13 protein-coding genes are annotated in these 15,927 nt (G+C 65.7%); 5 read left to right on the top strand and 8 right to left on the bottom strand.

The genetic code is table 11. The annotated features are described in order from the left end of the window. Positions 1 to 5 precede the first annotated feature (5 nt). Both RT131_RS14055 and dusB read left to right on the top strand, forming a co-directional pair. Positions 6 to 956, top strand: coding sequence for a ribokinase (locus RT131_RS14055; RefSeq protein WP_313173423.1), 951 nt, complete (start codon positions 6 to 8; stop codon positions 954 to 956). 236 nt (positions 957 to 1,192) lie between these two features. Further along, positions 1,193 to 2,182 carry a tRNA dihydrouridine synthase DusB gene (gene dusB, locus RT131_RS14050; RefSeq protein ID WP_313173422.1) on the top strand — a complete coding sequence of 330 codons (990 nt, stop codon included), beginning with the start codon at positions 1,193 to 1,195 and terminating at the stop codon, positions 2,180 to 2,182. A 306-nt stretch (positions 2,183 to 2,488) separates the two neighbouring features. Here dusB and RT131_RS14045 read toward each other — a convergent pair whose 3' ends face one another. Further along, positions 2,489 to 3,088: a nitroreductase family protein gene (locus tag RT131_RS14045; RefSeq protein ID WP_313173421.1), complete on the bottom strand. Its 600-nt coding sequence runs from the start codon at positions 3,086 to 3,088 to the stop codon at positions 2,489 to 2,491. A 355-nt stretch (positions 3,089 to 3,443) separates the two neighbouring features. Between RT131_RS14045 and RT131_RS14040 the strand changes: the two genes are divergently transcribed. After that, on the top strand, positions 3,444 to 4,265 hold the full coding sequence (locus tag RT131_RS14040) for a methyltransferase domain-containing protein (protein WP_313173420.1): 822 nt from the start codon (positions 3,444 to 3,446) through the stop codon (positions 4,263 to 4,265). On the opposite strand, the gene RT131_RS14035 is transcribed toward RT131_RS14040, so the two are convergent. The 7 genes from RT131_RS14035 to RT131_RS14005 all read right to left on the bottom strand — a co-directional run bounded on the left by RT131_RS14035 (position 4,259) and on the right by RT131_RS14005 (position 12,572). After that, on the bottom strand, positions 4,259 to 5,314 hold the full coding sequence (locus RT131_RS14035; protein ID WP_313173419.1) for a metal-dependent hydrolase: 1,056 nt from the start codon (positions 5,312 to 5,314) through the stop codon (positions 4,259 to 4,261). The two genes, RT131_RS14040 and RT131_RS14035, sit on opposite strands and share 7 nt — an antisense overlap. A gap of 29 nt (positions 5,315 to 5,343) precedes the next feature. After that, positions 5,344 to 6,414: an ABC transporter permease gene (locus tag RT131_RS14030; protein WP_313173471.1), complete on the bottom strand. Its 1,071-nt coding sequence runs from the start codon at positions 6,412 to 6,414 to the stop codon at positions 5,344 to 5,346. A 38-nt stretch (positions 6,415 to 6,452) separates the two neighbouring features. Next, the gene (locus tag RT131_RS14025; protein ID WP_313173418.1) at positions 6,453 to 7,616 is read right to left on the bottom strand and encodes an ABC transporter permease; all 1,164 of its coding nucleotides are present in this window, start codon (positions 7,614 to 7,616) and stop codon (positions 6,453 to 6,455) included. Continuing rightward, a complete protein-coding gene (locus tag RT131_RS14020; RefSeq protein ID WP_313173417.1) occupies positions 7,601 to 8,611 on the bottom strand; it encodes an efflux RND transporter periplasmic adaptor subunit in 1,011 nt (336 codons plus the stop codon). Before RT131_RS14020 ends, RT131_RS14025 begins: the two co-directional genes overlap by 16 nt. Then, positions 8,608 to 9,957, bottom strand: a complete 1,350-nt coding sequence (locus tag RT131_RS14015; protein WP_313173470.1) for a TolC family protein — start codon at positions 9,955 to 9,957, stop codon at positions 8,608 to 8,610. Before RT131_RS14015 ends, RT131_RS14020 begins: the two co-directional genes overlap by 4 nt. A 102-nt stretch (positions 9,958 to 10,059) precedes the next feature. After that, a complete protein-coding gene (locus RT131_RS14010) occupies positions 10,060 to 10,863 on the bottom strand; it encodes a UDP-2,3-diacylglucosamine diphosphatase (protein WP_313173416.1) in 804 nt (267 codons plus the stop codon). Then, positions 10,860 to 12,572 (bottom strand): lysophospholipid acyltransferase family protein, encoded by a 1,713-nt coding sequence (locus tag RT131_RS14005; RefSeq protein WP_313173415.1) that lies wholly within the window; start codon positions 12,570 to 12,572, stop codon positions 10,860 to 10,862. The genes RT131_RS14010 and RT131_RS14005 overlap by 4 nt, the downstream gene beginning before the upstream one ends. 194 nt (positions 12,573 to 12,766) lie before the next feature. Between RT131_RS14005 and metK the strand changes: the two genes are divergently transcribed. Next, positions 12,767 to 14,002 carry a methionine adenosyltransferase gene (metK, locus tag RT131_RS14000; protein WP_293715206.1) on the top strand — a complete coding sequence of 412 codons (1,236 nt, stop codon included), beginning with the start codon at positions 12,767 to 12,769 and terminating at the stop codon, positions 14,000 to 14,002. Positions 14,003 to 14,130: 128 nt separating this feature from the next. Further along, positions 14,131 to 15,345: a hypothetical protein gene (locus RT131_RS13995; protein WP_313173414.1), complete on the top strand. Its 1,215-nt coding sequence runs from the start codon at positions 14,131 to 14,133 to the stop codon at positions 15,343 to 15,345. Positions 15,346 to 15,927 lie beyond the last annotated feature (582 nt).

Here is a 15,927-nt window from a genome sequence, read left to right as displayed (position 1 = left end):
ATTCCATGAGTTCTGTAGTCGTCGCCGGTTCTTTCAATGTCGATCACGTCTGGCGCTGCGATGCCCTGCCCGCGCCGGGAGCGACCATTGCTGGCCGTTACAGCACCGGTCCCGGTGGCAAGGGCTTCAACCAAGCGGTTGCGGCGCGCCGCGCCGGTGCTGACACCAGCTTCGTCTGCGCGCTCGGTGCCGACGCTGGCGGCGACCTCGCCCGCCAGTTGGCCCAGGCCGATGGCATTGCGCTGGTGGCCGAAGCCAGCGCGGAACCCACCGGCACCGCCGGCATCTATGTCGATGGCCGCGGCCGCAACTCGATCGTGATCGGCGCTGGCGCCAATGCCTCGCTGAGCATCGATTTCATGACAGCCAACGCCGCGCTGATCAGCAATGCCAAGGTCCTGCTGGCCCAGCTGGAGTCGCCGGTGGAATCGATCGAGGCTGCGCTCAGCGTGGCCCGCGAGGCCGGCGTGCTGACCATGCTCAATGCCGCCCCGGCCAACGCCCCGTCCACCATCAGTCTGCTCAAGCTGGCCGATGTGTTGACTCCCAATGAAACCGAGTTTGCTGCCCTGCTCGGCCGTCATGTCGGCGAGCGCATCGAGGCCGACGACGTCGCAACCCTGGACGGCGCCAGCCTGCACGCGCTGTGCCGCAAGCTGTCCGGCAGCACCGTGGTGGTGACGCTGGGTGCGGTCGGCGTGTTTGTCTCGCACGATGAAGACAAACTGCGCAGCGACAGCCAGCCCTACTACCGGGTGGCAGCCGAATCGGTGCAGGTGGTCGACACCACCGGCGCCGGCGACGCCTTCAATGGCGCCCTCGCCGCCTCGCTGGCGGCGGCACCGGATGCTGCCTTCATCAAGCACGTGCGCTTCGCCAACCAGTACGCCGCCCGCTCCACCGAGAACGAAGGCGCCGCGCTGGCGATGCCGCGAATGACCCCGGCCGACGTCTGAGGCAACCGCTGTACCCCCTCCCTTGCGCAGCAGGGGAGGGTTGGGGAGGGGTAAGCTCTTGGGCCTTTCAAGCACTCCCGGTTTCGCGCTGTTGCTCCCTCCCTTTGCCGTAGGCAAGGGGAGGGTTGGGGAGGGGTTGGCTCTTGGGCCTTTCACGCATTGCCAGCTTCGCGGCTTACGCCGCTCCCACATCCCTACACAGCGCGGGTTGCGACCCGCAGCCTTACACTAGCCCCATGCAGATCGGCCCCTACACCATTGCGCCCAACGTGGTGCTCGCGCCCATGGCCGGCGTCACCGACAAGCCATTCCGCCAGCTGTGCAAACGGCTTGGCGCGGGTCTGGCCGCCTCGGAAATGACCATCAGCGACCCGCGCTTCTGGACCACCCGCAAGTCGATCCATCGCATGGACCATGCCGGCGAGCCCGCCCCGATCAGCGTGCAGATCGCCGGCACCGAGCCACAGCAGCTGGCCGAAGCGGCACGCTACAACGTCGACCACGGCGCGCAGATCATCGACATCAACATGGGCTGCCCGGCCAAGAAGGTCTGCAATGCCTGGGCCGGCTCGGCCTTGATGCGCGATGAAGCACTGGTGGCACGCATTCTCGAATCCGTGGTCAATGCGGTCGATGTGCCGGTGACACTGAAGATCCGCACCGGCTGGTGCGCGGACGTGCGCAATGCGCCGACCATCGCCCGCATTGCCGAGGACAGCGGCATCGCCGCGCTGGCCATCCACGGCCGTACCCGCGACCAGCACTACACCGGCGTGGCCGAGTACGACACCATCGCCGCGATCAAGGCGATGCTGAAGATCCCGGTACTGGCCAATGGCGACGTGGACTCACCGCGCAAGGCCGAACAGGTGCTCAAGCACACTGGCGCCGATGCGGTGATGGTGGGCCGTGCCGCACAGGGCCGGCCGTGGATCTTCCGCGAGATCGCCCACTACCTGGCCACCGGCGAGGAACTGCCACCGCCATCGGTGGAGGAAGTACGCGACATCCTGCTGGGACATCTCACCGACCTGCACGCCTTCTACGGCGAGCCACAGGGTGTGCGCATCGCCCGCAAACATCTGGGCTGGTATGCCAAGGACCGGCCTGAGAACGCCGCCTTCCGCGCGGTGGTCAATGCCGCCGAAACCGCCGATGCGCAGCTGCGCCTGACCCGTGATTATTTCGATGCGCTGGTAGCAGGCGAAACAGCGTACGTCTTGTAGAGCCGAGCCATGCTCGGCTGGGGCGTTACCCACAATCTGTCAGATTGTGCATGGAGCCTCTGCCGAGCATGGCTCGGCACTACGCCACCCTGCTTCAGCCCGACCGGGCATGAAGCCCTGTAGAGCCGAGCCATGCTCGGCTGGGGCGTTACCGGAGATCTGCCCGATGCTGCAGAAAGCCCTGCCGAGCATGGCTCGGCACTACAAAAAAAAAGGGCCCACCAGCTTGCGCTGATGGGCCCGTCCGACTGTCATCGACGCGCAGGGGAGAGAACCGCGTCGACCGGGATCAGCCGAACACTTCGATCAGGCAAATACCTTGAAGCGCGCTTCGTCTTCCATGAAGGTCTTTTCGCCGAACGGGGCTTCATTCGAGCCGAACGGCATCTGCGCGCGCAGCTGCCAGTTGCCGTGCACGCCCCAGTGCTTGCGCACCACCTCGTCCACCAGCGGGTTGTAATGCTGCAGGCTGGCACCGACGCCAGCGTCGGCCAGTGCGGTCCACACCGCGAACTGGGCCATGCCGTTGGACTGTTCGGCCCAGATCGGGAAATTGTCGGCGTACAGCGCGAACTGTTCCTGCAGGCCCTTCACCACATCGGTATCGACGAAGTACAACACCGTGCCGGCACCGGCAGCGAAGCTGTTGATCTTGCCTTCGGTGGCCGCAAATGCCTCAGCCGGCACGATCTTGCGCAGCTCTTCCTTGGTCAGCTCCCAGAACTTCTGGCTGTGGTCGCCGAACAGGATCAGCGCGCGCGAGGACTGGGCGTTGAAGGCCGACGGCGCCTGGCGCATCGCCTGCTTGATCAGCTGGGTGGTGTCGTCCTGGCTGATCGGCAGCTGCTTGCCGAGGGCATACTGGGACCGGCGCTTCTTGTACAGGGAGATGACTTGGCTGTTCATGATCGTTTCCTTGTGGGGAAAGCAGGCCCGCAACACCGCCGGCCTTTGCTTGATGGCGCCCATTTTATTTGCCATCAAAATTAGAACAATTACTTAAAAACCAATAATTCGTTTCATTTTCAGAACAAATGAACTTCCGACCTTTCACCGTCCGAAGCAGGTGCCTGCACGTTCGCACCAAACCCTGATGCCCAGCGGGCGGATTCTCAGAACCAATGGCTATCAGCTGACGATGGCCGCAAACCCGCGCCATGCCGACATTGCCTACGGCACCGCAATACTGGGTTCCGTCACGCATGCGCCGCGCTAACGATGGCTGGCGATACTGCGCGGATCACTGCACGACGCTGTTTCCATGACTCTCAACGACTTCCCCTACCTGCATGGCTTCTCGGCAAACGAACAGGAGCGGCTGCGCAAGCAGGCACGCCTGTTCGAACCGGCGATCTTCCACGACATCGATTTCCGCAATTCACGCCACATCCTCGAGGTCGGCAGCGGGGTCGGCGCGCAGAGCGAGATCCTGCTGCGCCGCTTCCCCGAGCTGCGGGTCACCGGCATCGACCTCAACGAGCGCCAGCTGGCTGCCGCCAACGCGCATCTGGCACAGATGCCATGGCTGCAGGAGCGCGTCGAGTTCCAGCGCGCCAATGCCAGCGACCTGCCGTTCGAACCGCGCAGCTTCGACGGAGCCTTCCTGTGCTGGGTGTTGGAGCACGTCCCCTCGCCCGCGCGCGCGCTGGCCGAAGTGCGGCGGGTGCTGAGCCCGGGCTCGCCGGTATTCGTCACCGAAGTGATGAACGCCTCGTTCCTGCTCGACCCCTACTCGCCCAACCTGTGGCGCTACTGGATGGCGTTCAACGACTTCCAGATCGACAGCGGTGGCGACCCGTTCGTCGGTGCCAAGCTCGGCAACCTGCTGCTGGCCGGTGGCTTCCGCGATGTGCAGACGCAGACCAAGACCGTGCACCTGGACAACCGCGAACCCGCACGGCGCAAGGTGATGTTCGCACTATGGGAAGAACTGCTGCTGTCAGCGGCCGAGCAACTGCTGGAAGCCGGCAAGGTCGATCAGGCCACGGTGGACGGCATGCGCGCCGAGTTCACCCAGGTGCAGAACGACCCCAATGCGGTGTTCTTCTATTCCTTCGTGCAGGCCCGCGCCACGGTCTACTGAGTTGCGGCGGCGCCGGTTGCCACCGGCGCCCGCCAGATGCGCTGCCACATCAGCGCCAAGCGCTGCTTCAGCACATCACGATTGCCGGCCTGCCGATAGGCCGGCATCAGCTGCCGTGGCGGCATCGCCTGCCACTGCCCCTCACGTTCGCTGGCAACGGCAAAGTTGAAGTTGTAATCCGGTTCCAGACCCATGCGCAGATCGCTGAGCACCAGCTCGCCATCGACTACCTGGGCACGCATGAAGCCATGGTTGAACCAGTTCAGTCGCTGCACCGCAGGCACATCAGCCGCCTGCCGCAACGCCTGCACATTTGACGGGTAACCCTGGAACTGCATCGGCCCGTGGTCGGCCCATAGCGAACGGTCGCCGACCACATAGCCCTGCGGCGTCATCGCCACCACCCGCCACAGCAAGGTATTGAACGGCATCGGCACCGAGAAACGCGGCGCATCGGCCAGCCCCAACTGCGCCAGGGACTGCGCGGCAGCCCGGTCCACCTGCGCCTTGGCGATCAACGACCAGCCCAGATAGCCCGTGCTCAACACCAGCCCTGCCACCAGCGCGCGCTGTGCCAGTGGCCGCGCCCGCGCAAACCAGGCAGTGACGCAGCCGATCAGCAGCCAGATCGTATACAGCGGGTCGATGATGAAGACGCTGGACCACATCGTCGGTGGCGGTATCAGCGGCCACCACAGCTGGGTGCCGTAAACAGTGAAGGCATCCAGCAATGGATGCGTCACCAGCGCCAGCACCATCGCCCACCACCAGCGCGTCGGCGCCTGGGCGACGCGGCCATGGCCGAAGCGCTTGTACAACCACCAGATCAAGGTGCCCAGCACGGGCAGCACGAACAGCGAATGGCTGAAGCTGCGGTGCACCGTCATCAGGCTCACCGGGTTGTCGGTGAAGGCCATGATCGCCAAGCCGTCCAGATCAGGCAGCGTGGCCAGCGCAGCACCGGCCAGCAAGGCAGCGCGACGATGAGCGGCGGGGGTGATGGCGGCGGCAAGGGCGCCACCGAGAACAATCTGACTGAGGGAATCCATGTCGCCGATGCTAGCAGCCAACGCTGCGCTCAGTGCCGCCGCCGGCCATGCAGCCGCCAAAGCACCAGGCTTCCGTACAGCAGCGCCAGCAACAACAGGTTCAGCAGCTCGCCAGCTATCTCGGGCAGGCGCGCACCCAACTGCTGGGTGCGGACGATGGCGTTGATGCCGGCGGTCGTCGGCAGCAGTTTGGCCAGCGCCACCAGCGCTGGCGGCGAGGCAATCGCCGGCCACGACAGGTTGGACAGGAAAAACAGCGGGATCGATACCGCGGTGACGTATTGGAAGGCCCGCTCGCGGGTATCGAAGAAACTGGCGATGAACATCCCGAACGGCACCGTCGCCAGCGCGAACAGCAGCACCGCCAACAACATTCCCGGGATATTGCCGCCGCGCGGATAGTCCTGCGCCCAAGCGGTGAAGCCGACGTAGTACAGCAGCCCGCACACCGCCACCACCACGAAGGCCAGCGCCATGCCCGACAAGGTCGGCAGGTCGAACTGCAGGCGTCGGCCCAACTGCGCACGGCGACTGCCCAGCAGGACACCGATGCCGAGCAGCAGGGTCTGGTGCACGATCAATTCCGATACCCCGGGCACCACACTGCTGCCATAGCCTTCGCGCGTGTTGTACAGCGGCCGCTGCACCAGTTGCAGCGGCGCTGCCTGCGGCGCGCCCATGAACGCCGCCTGGCGCACGGCCTGCTGGCGTCCAAAGCCGGTAATGCCTTCAGCCAGCCCATTGAGGATGGTGCTGGCCCGGCTCAGGTAGGCGCCGTTGCCCAGCAGCACCAGTTGCCCGCTGCCCCCGCGCAGGATGTCACGCTCCAGCCGCTGCGGGATCAGCACGATGCCATCCACCTCGCCGCGCAACAGTTGCTGTTTGGCCTGACCAAGGTCCACTGGCTGGCTGACCACCCGCACCGCAAGCAGTGCATCCACATGCCGGATCAGCTCGCGACTGCTTGCGCTGTGGTCAGCATCCACCACCGCGATCGGCAGGTCACTGGCGACCTGGTGGCGATAGGCCGCCGGGTAGAAAAACGAATACAGCAGCACCGCGCCTATCATCACCGCGCGCGCAGCCGGGTCAGCGAACATCGCCTGCAAGGCGCTCCGGAAGCCAGCACCAAAACCGCTCATGCACGCACCTGTTGCCGTGCGGTGCGCAGCAGCAGGCAGGCCCCCAAGCCACCGGCCACCACGGTCATCAACAGCAGTACCGCCAGCGGCCGTAGCGACACCTGCCACGGCGCACCCATGAACAACTGCTGCATCTGAACCTGCACGTAGGCGGTCAGCGGCAGCAACAGGTTCCAGACGCGGGTGAACAGCGGCGCCTCGATCACCGGAAAGGTGGCACCGGAAAAGGCCAGCGCGGTGCCAATCGTCAAACCCACCGCCGACAGCCCCGTGCAGATGTCGCGGGTAACCGCGACGAACAGCAGCGCGAAACTACAGCAGGCAAGGTAGAACAGTGGCTGCGCCAGCAGCATCAAGCACAGGCTGCCGGCCACGCCATCGCCCCGCACATAGGCCAGATAGACCATGCCCGCCGCGCCATACAGCGAGAACAGCGCGACATACGGAAACAGCTTGCCGGCCATCGTTGCCCACGGCCGTTGCTGCAACCAGCCGGCAAGCAGGCCATCGCGCTGCTCACGTCCAAACGCGGCACCGGCCGCAAGTGCGGCCAGCAGGGACAGCATGGCAGGGAAGATCAGCGGCAGCAGGAACAATTCATAGCTGCGCGCCGGGTTGTACAGTACCGTCGCCTGCACCGTCACCGGTGGCCCTCGCAGTTTTGCCGGGCCAACCTGCAGCGCGATCTGCTCCTTGAGCATGCGTGCATTGTAGGCGCTCACCGCGTCGCCGATATCACGCCCGACCGACTGCCCGGTCGCCATGTAGGTGGCGTTGTAGAAGGCGTAGACCGGCACGGTTTCGCCGCGCAGCGCACGCCGGCTCAGGTCGCGCGGTATCAGCACGATGGCAAACACCTGCAGCGCACGCAGCTGCGCCTGCGCCTGCTGCAACGAGGCCGGCTGGCTTGCTACCTGCACGCCGGGGCTGTCATCGATGGCGCGTGCCAGGCCGCGACTGGTCGGGCTGTGGTCGAGGTCAACCAGGGCGATCGGCACCTGCCGCAGCACCGAGCCGGAGAACAGCCACATCATCAGCGCCATCAGCAGCAATGGCAGCACCGTCACCAGTGCCAGCTCCCAGCGGTCACTGCGCCAGTGCTGCAGCTCGCGCCGCAACGAGGCGGCGAAGGCGCCTGCCGATGTCAGTCCTGCGGCCATGCAAACAGCACGCTCATGCCCGGCCGGAATCCTTCGATTGCCTGTTGCGGCCGTGCCCGCACCTCGAAACTGCGCACGTCATAGCCGGACGACTGCCGCGTGCTGCGCCAGGTGGCGTAGTCACCGGCGGGGTTGATGAAATAGACCTCGAACGCAGCGCTGCGGTCCTGCAGCGCCGGAATCGTGCCCTGCAGGCGGGCGCCGGGCTTGAGCCCGTTCATCTGGTCCTCGCGCAGGTTCAGCGCCACCCACATATGGTCGATGTCGACCAGGGTGAAAACCGGATAGCCGGCCGGTACCAGCTCACCGATATCGGCCATGCGCTTGCCAACCTCGCCGGCCAGCGGCGCGCGGCCCTGGGTTTCCTGCCGGGCCGCATCGACCTCGGCCTTGGCACCCTCGGCCTGCCGCACCTGCGCCAGTGCCGCGTCCTTGTCCTGCACCCGCGCACCGGCAAGGGCAAGGTCGTACTGCGCGCGGGCAGCGCGGGTCAGCTCGTTGGCACTGCGCGCCTGCGCCTGTGCTTCGTCGCGCTTCTGCCGGCTCACCACGCCTTCGGCATAAAGATTGTCGAGCCGGCGGAAGGTGCTGGTCGCCAGCTCGGCACCGGCCTGCGCACGCTTCCAGTTGGCTTCGGCGGCGCGGATGTCCTCGCTGCGTGCGCCCTCCTCGGCCTTGGATGCCATCGCCGCAGCCGCAGCCACCACCGCGTCGGCCTGGCGTTCCTTGGCGGCGACCTCGGGGCTGTCGAGATCGAACAGCACCTGCCCTGCCTTGACCCGGTCGCCTTCGCGCACATGCAACTGCTGCAGGCGCGCGGTGACCTTGGCGGCGACGTTGACGTTGTCGGCATCGGCCATGCCCTGCACCTGGTCCGGCGGGCTGCGCAGGCCCAGCCACAGGCCGACCGCCACCAGCACCAGCAGCACCACACCGGCAATCAGGAACACGCGGCGTTGCCGCGGATTGGTCTCCACCTGCAGCGAATCGCTCATTCCAGCACCTTGTCCGCGCGTTGGCGGTAGTCGTCAAAACGTTGCAGCTGCCCGCTCACTTCCAGCAGCTGCGCCAGCGCCACGTCGAACTGATAGGCGGCCTGTGCACGCTCCACCTGTGCCGCACCCAGGCCCAGGCGTGCGTCGATCACATCCAGCGAGGTGGACTGGCCTTCGCGGAACGACAGCTCCTGCAGGCGCAGGTTTTCCTGCGCCTGGGCGATGCTGCTGTCGAGCAGCTGGAACTGCGCGCGGGCGGTCTCCAGCTCGTTCCAGGCTTTGCCGACACCGAGCTGCAACTGGTTTTCCACTTCGCTCAGCCCCGACTGCGCCTGCTCCAGCTGCGCGCGTGCCGCGCTGACCTGCAGCGGTCGTGCCGTCGGCGACAGGAAGGTGTAGCGCAGGCCGATGCCAAACGCCCAGTCGGCATCGGTCAACAACGCATCGCGACGGCGCAGGTCGTATTGGCCGAACAGATAGATCTGCGGCTTGAGCTTGGCCTGCTGCGCACGCACGCCCTGCTCGGCCTGCGCGGTGAGCGCGCGCAGACGGCCAACCTGTGGATGCCGCTGCTGGGCGCTGCGCTCGAACTCCTCACGCGCGCCGACCGGGCCGTTGATCACGAACAGCGGCGACGTCGTCGCAACCGTGCCACCACTGCGCAGCAGGGTCGCCAGCGCCTGCTGCAGCGTAGACAGATCGTTGACGGCCTTCTGGTACTCGCGCTCGGCCTTGTCGCGCGCGACATTGGCCTGCAAGCGCTGCGCCTTGGTGGCGAAACCCTCGCGTTCGAGCTTCTGCGCGTCCTCAAGGTGCCGCTGCAGGCCATCGCGCACGTCACGCCGCACCTGCAGCGCCTGCTCGGCCAACTGCTGGCCGAAATAGGCCTGCACCAGCTGCAGCGACAAGGACTGCCGCTGCAGTTCGCGATCGGCCTGGGCCAACTCGCTGGCGGCTTGTGCAGCCCCTTGCGCGGCCGGGATCAGGCCACCGCTGTACAAGGGCACGCTGGCAGTAACAATGGGACGCGTACGCCAGTCACGCTCGCCGAACTCCAGCGGCGACTCGATGCCGAATGCCTCGGCCACCGGTGCCAGTGAACCCAGTGGCAGGCTCAAGGTCTTCTGGAACTGCATGCGACGCACGTCGGCGGTGATTTCCGGCAGCCGCAGGTAGCGGCTGGCATCCTGCAGGTCGAGCTTGTTGCGCACCCCGGCATCGGCGGCGGCCAGCGCATCGGACACCTGCTCCAGGCGCTGACGCGCCTGCTCGTAGCTCAAGGCAGGCACCACCTCTGCCGCCGCTGCCGGCGGCGCCAGCAGCAACCACAGCACACACAACCCTATCGCGACCGATGCTGGTTGCTTGCCTGCCACCCCGATACTCCCTGCTCGTTGGCTGGACCCAGCATAGCCGCCCAACGGGTGAGGAAGAAGTCAGCCTTGCGATCAGGCCGCCTGCGCCTGCCGCAGGCTTCCCGGCAGACAGACCAGGCTGCGGCCGGAATGATCGAGCAGGCGCAGGCTGCCATCCGGGTCCTCGGCCAGCGCGGTCAGGCTTTCCACCCAGTCGCCGTCGTTGGCATAGACCAGGCCATCGCACTCGACCAGCGCCGCACGATGGATGTGGCCGCAGATGATGCCGTCCAGCCCGCGCCGGCGCACGTCGGCCAGCCCAGCCTGCACGAAGCGCTCGATATAGCGTTCGGCCGCGCCGCTTTGCCGCTTGAGGAATTCCGACAGCGACCAGTAGCGCAGGCCAAGCCGGCGCCGCGCGGCGTTGAACAGGCGGTTGCCGGTGAGGATGCGGTAATACAGCCAGTCACCGAAGCGTTCCTGCAGCCCACCGAAGTGGGTGGCGCCGTCGTAGTCATCACCATGCACGACCAACAGGCGCCGGCCATCGGCGGTGGTGTGGATGGCGCGGCGCCGCACCTGCATGGCCGGCAGCATCAAACCGCAGGTGCGCCGCAGTGGCGCATCGTGGTTGCCGGGGATGTAGATGATCTCGGTGCCGGCTCGACGCAGCGCGTGCAAGGCCTCGATCACCTCGTTGTGCGCCTGCTGCCAGGTTGCACGCTTATGGGAAAGCCACCATAGATCGACGATGTCGCCGACCAGATACAGGCGTTCGCAACGCAGGCTGGCGAGGAAGCGCGCCAGTTCCGCCGCATGGCAATGGCGCGCGCCCAGATGCGTGTCGGAGATGAACACAGCGCGCCGGTGCGGCGGCAGCACCGGCACCGCACTCATGCCACTGCTCCGGCATCACGCAGATAGCGTTTGCGCTTGTGCGGGCGGATGGCCTGCAGGTCCACCTCGATCAGGCCGTCGATGGAATCGCTGAAATCCGGATCCACGCCGAACGCAAGGAAACGTGCGCCACCGGGTTCGCACAGATCGGTGTACTGCCGGTACAAGGTCGGCACGTTGGTACCCAGCGTCGCCAGGTTGGCCTTGAGCACGTCGAAGGCGGCCTGCGCGTCCAGCTCGCCGAAACTCGGCGGCGCGGCGAAGTACTGGAACGGCCGGTTCGACTCGGCCAGGCTGCGGGCGGCGCCGTAGTACTGCTGGTAATAGGCGACCAGCTGTTCGCGCGCCTCGCGCGGCAACGCAGCGCTGATCGACACCGCGCCAAACAGATAGCGCACGCCCGGCTGACTGGCCAGATAGGCGCCGATGCCCTGCCACAGATAGTCCAGGCTACGGCTGCCCCAGTAGTCGGGCACCACGAAGCTGCGGCCCAGCTCCATGCCTTCGGCGATGCGCGGGATGGCATCGTCCGAGTAGCGGAACAGGCTGGCGGTATACAGGCCCTGCAGGCCAGTGCGCGCCAGGGCCGGTGCGCCGCGCATGACCCGGTAGGCACCGGCGATGCGCTGGGCGGGCGCGTCCCAGACCACGATGTGCTGGTAGAGCGGGTCGAAGTCATCCAGGTCCCGGCTGCGGCCTGTGCCCTCCCCCACTTGGCGGAAGGTCAGCTCACGCAGCCGGCCCAGCTCCAGCAGCAAGGGTGAGTTGGCGGCGCAGTGGGCCAGGCGGATCTGCTTGCCGTCGCCGGTCTGGCCGAGCAGCTCAGTCGTGTCGATGGCAGCGGCGACATCGGCCACCGCTACCGGCTCGGCCAGCGGCTGCGGGCCGTCCTCGCGCAACTCGGCGTTCTGCTGTTCCCTGCCCAGCGCGTACAGCGCGTCGCGCACCGCCTGCAGCTGCCGCGCCGGGTCCTGTTGCGCGTCCAGCCGCATCAGCTGGCCGATCTGCAGGCGCAGCGGGCGCTTGCGGCGGGCAAACATCTCCCGTGCCAGCAAAGCGGTACCTGCAGGCTTGAACAGCGCCGAGGCGCCGTAGAACAGGGCCGAGTTACGCGCCTGCACCCTTACCGGCAGCACCGGTGCGTCGCAGGCGCGGGCGAAACGGACGAAGCCACGGTTCCAGCGGCCGTCGCGGATACCCTGCAGCGACAGCCGCGAGACCTCACCGGCCGGGAACACGATCACGCACTGCTCGGCCTGCAGCGCCTGCTCCACCGCCTGCAGGCTGGCCCGCTGGGCGCGGCCGCCGAGGATGCGAACGGGCAGCAGCAGCTCACGCAACGGCTCCAGCTCCAGCAGCATGTCGTTGGCGATGATCCGCACGTCGCTGCGGACCCGGCCCACCGCGTCCAGCAAGGCCAGCGCATCCAGCGCCCCGGATGGGTGGTTGGCGACGATCAGCAGGCGGCCGCTGGCCGGAATCCGGGCCAGCGCCGCCGCATCCACCGCATAACCGGTGTCCAGGAAGCCCAGCGCGGCAGTGACGAAGGCGAAGCCCTGCAACCCGGCACTGCGCTGCAGGAAGGCGTCCATCTGCTCGAAACGTGACCAGCGTCCCACTGTGCGCAGTAACGGCTTCGCCAAGTGGCGGCGCGGGCCGTGGAACCAATCGGGGTAGCGTTGCTGCAGGCGCTGCGCGATCTGTTGCATGGCAAGGTCTCCCTGACGGCCCATTGGCCGGGAGCCTGCGCCCGCTACAAGGCAGGCCGGTTGCGGATTTGCGGCAATTTGGTGACCCCGGCTTAACCGTATGGCAACAGCCGTATCGGCACTATTCCGTCAAGGGGCCGAGCGTGTATCATTCGCGCCCATCTTTCCATCCGAATCAAGGGATATATAGCCCGATGTCCAGCTACCTGTTCACCTCCGAATCGGTCTCCGAAGGCCATCCGGACAAGATTGCCGACCAGATCTCCGATGCGGTGCTGGACGCGATCCTGGCCCAGGACAAGCGCGCCCGCGTGGCCTGCGAAACCCTGGTCAAGACCGGTGCGGCGATTGTCGCCGGTGAAGTGACCACCTCGGCGTGGGTCGATATCGAAGAACTGACCCGCAACGTCATCAACGAGATCGGCTACGACAACTCCAACGTCGGCTTCGACGGCCACACCTGCGCCATCATCAACATGCTGGGCAAGCAGTCGCCGGACATCGCTGCCGGCGTTGATGGCACCAACAAGAAGGCAAAGAAGCCGGAAGAACAGGGCGCTGGCGACCAGGGCCTGATGTTCGGCTATGCCTGCAATGAAGCCCCGGAATACATGCCGGCGCCGATCTACTACTCGCACCGTCTGGTCGAGCAGCAGGCCAAGGTCCGCAAGAAGAAGAACTCGCCGCTGCCGTGGCTGCGCCCGGACGCCAAGAGCCAGGTGACCCTGCGTTACGGCCAGGACGGCAAGATCGAAGGCCTGGACGCAGTGGTGCTGTCGACCCAGCACGACCCGGGCGTGAAGCAGAAGGACCTGATCGAGGCCGTGCGCGAGCACATCCTCAAGCCGGTGCTGCCGAAGGCATGGCTGGACAAGCTGCCGAAGAACAAGGTGCACATCAATCCGACCGGCATCTTCGTGATCGGCGGCCCGGTGGGCGATTGCGGCCTGACCGGTCGCAAGATCATCGTCGACACCTACGGCGGCATGGCCCGTCACGGTGGTGGCGCGTTCTCGGGCAAGGATCCGTCCAAGGTTGACCGTTCGGCCGCTTACGCTGCCCGTTACGTCGCCAAGAACGTGGTTGCCGCAGGCCTGGCCGACAAGTGCGAAGTGCAGGTCTCCTACGCCATCGGCGTGGCCGAGCCGACCTCGATCTCGGTCACCACCTTCGGCACCGGCAAGATCCCGGACGCACAGATCGAGAAGCTGATCCGTGCGCACTTCGACCTGCGCCCGTACGGCATCATCAAGATGCTGGACCTGATCCACCCGATGTACCAGCAGACCGCTGCTTACGGCCACTTCGGCCGCAAGCCGAAGGAATTCTCGTACGTCGACGGCGACGGCAAGACCCAGAACGCCACCGCGTTCTCGTGGGAGCAGACCGATCGCGCCGAAGCCCTGCGCAAGGCTGCAAAGCTGAAGTAAGTTCAGCGGCAGGTAAAAGCATCACCCGGACGGGCCGCGCAAGCGGCCCGTCCGTTTTTGCATCTGCGCCCTTGCCAAGCCACCGCGCATCCGCTCACGATGGCGCCGCATACACAGGGAGCGTTGGCATGTTTTCGGCAATCATCGGCAATCTGTTCAAGGACAAGCCCGACCAGGATCGGTTTGCCCGCAAGTTCATGGAGGCAGTGCGCCGCAACGGCTATGCGCATGAACTGGAATACGAGGCGGACGCCTTCCGCATCCGCCACGCCAATGGCTCCTACTTCAACCTGCACAACGCCTATCACGCCTACCTGGGCGCACCCCGAGGGCAACAGCGCGAGGCGCTGCAATCCTTCAGCCGCTTGCTCGGCATCCACGACAACGATGAGGCGATGGACTGGGAGCAGATCCGGCCGTTGCTGCGCCCGCTGGTCCGCAGCATCACCCAGCTTGAGGAGGTGATGCTCCACCATGCCGAGCAGGAGGGCTGGGACGCTTCACCGTTGCGTCTGCAGTACCGGCGCCTCAGCGAGGAGTGCGTCGAACTGCTGGCGGTCGACCACCCCGACCACACCGCCACGCTCACCCGTGGTCCGGAGGAGGCATGGGGAATCGACTTCGAGCAGGCCCTGGCCATCGCCCGCACCAATCTGCGGCAAAGCCCTGATGTGCCCTTCGTCGAAGTCATGCCCGGCGTCTATCAGGCGGCGTGGGCTGATGCCTATGACAGTAGCCGTGCGCTGCTGCCCGACCTCCTGCACCGGGTGCCGGTCGCTGGCTTGCCCGTGTTCATGCTGGCCAGCCGCGACGTACTGCTGGTCGCCGGTGAAGGCGACCTGCAGGGGCAGGCGCATATGCTGGAACTGGCTGCCATTGCATTCAACGACGGCCGCGTAATTTCATGGGAAGTGCTGCGCTACGACGAAGGACGGCTGCATGCACACACGCTGGCCACTGCCGAGCTGCGTGAGCGACAACGGCTGCTGCAGCTGGAGTTGAACGCCAATAACTATGCACAGCAGAAGCAGTCGCTGGACCGTGTGCATGAGAAGCATGCAGAGGATGTATTCGTCGCCAACTTCATGATTCATACCGAAGAACAGCGCTCGCTATGCGTCTGGACGGATGGCGTCGCCAGTTCACTCCCCCGCACCGACCGCATCGTGCTGATGACGCCTGTCGACGGTCAGGAGTCCGAGATGCTGGTCGTGGATTGGGAACAGGCCCAGCCTGTTCTTGGCCACCTGTTGCGCGAGGACAGCCGGCACATCTACCCACCGCGCTACCTCACGCTTGGGTTTCCGGATGCACAGATGCGCGCGCAGTTGCAGGCGCTCTGATTCCTCGCCCAGACCCATCGCTTTACACCCGTAGCGCTTGAGCAATGCAGGCTGCCTGCGAAGGTGGCGACTTTTGTTGACTTCGGATTGGGGCTTTGAGCTTTGAGCTCTAGCCTCGCGCCTTGAGGTTGGCCATAGCACCGCTTTTGCGTTGACCCCTCTCCTGCTAGCGGGGTGAGAGGGGCCGCTTGCGAACTACTGGTTCGCTGCCCATCGAACACCCTGGTGCCAGCGCAAGGGCCGGGGCGCGGAACGGGGGTCGGGATGAGGGCAGCTCTTGCGTTGGATTCTGTTTTGGTTTTGGAAAAGACAAGGGCAAAAGTCTAAAGAGCCCCCTCATCCGCCCTCCGGGCACCTTCTCCCGCAAGCGGGAGAAGAAACAACCAAAAGCAGGAGCCAAAGCGAGAGCCACAGCCACAGCCACAGCACAGCACAGCCAAAGCCAGAGCCAGAGCCAGAGCCAGAGCCAGAGCTTGAATCAAAGCCAAAGCCGAAACTAGAGTCAAAGCCCAAAGCCCAAAGCCCAAAGCAAGGAGCAAGGAGCAAGGAGCAAGGAGCAAGGAGCAAGGAGCAAGGAGCAAG

It is taken from the genome of Stenotrophomonas sp. (genome assembly GCF_032066555.1).
Taxonomy (GTDB): Bacteria; Pseudomonadota; Gammaproteobacteria; order Xanthomonadales; family Xanthomonadaceae; genus Stenotrophomonas.
The sequence above is the reverse complement of the archived record's forward strand: the minus strand, read 5'-3'. Positions and strand labels throughout refer to the sequence as shown.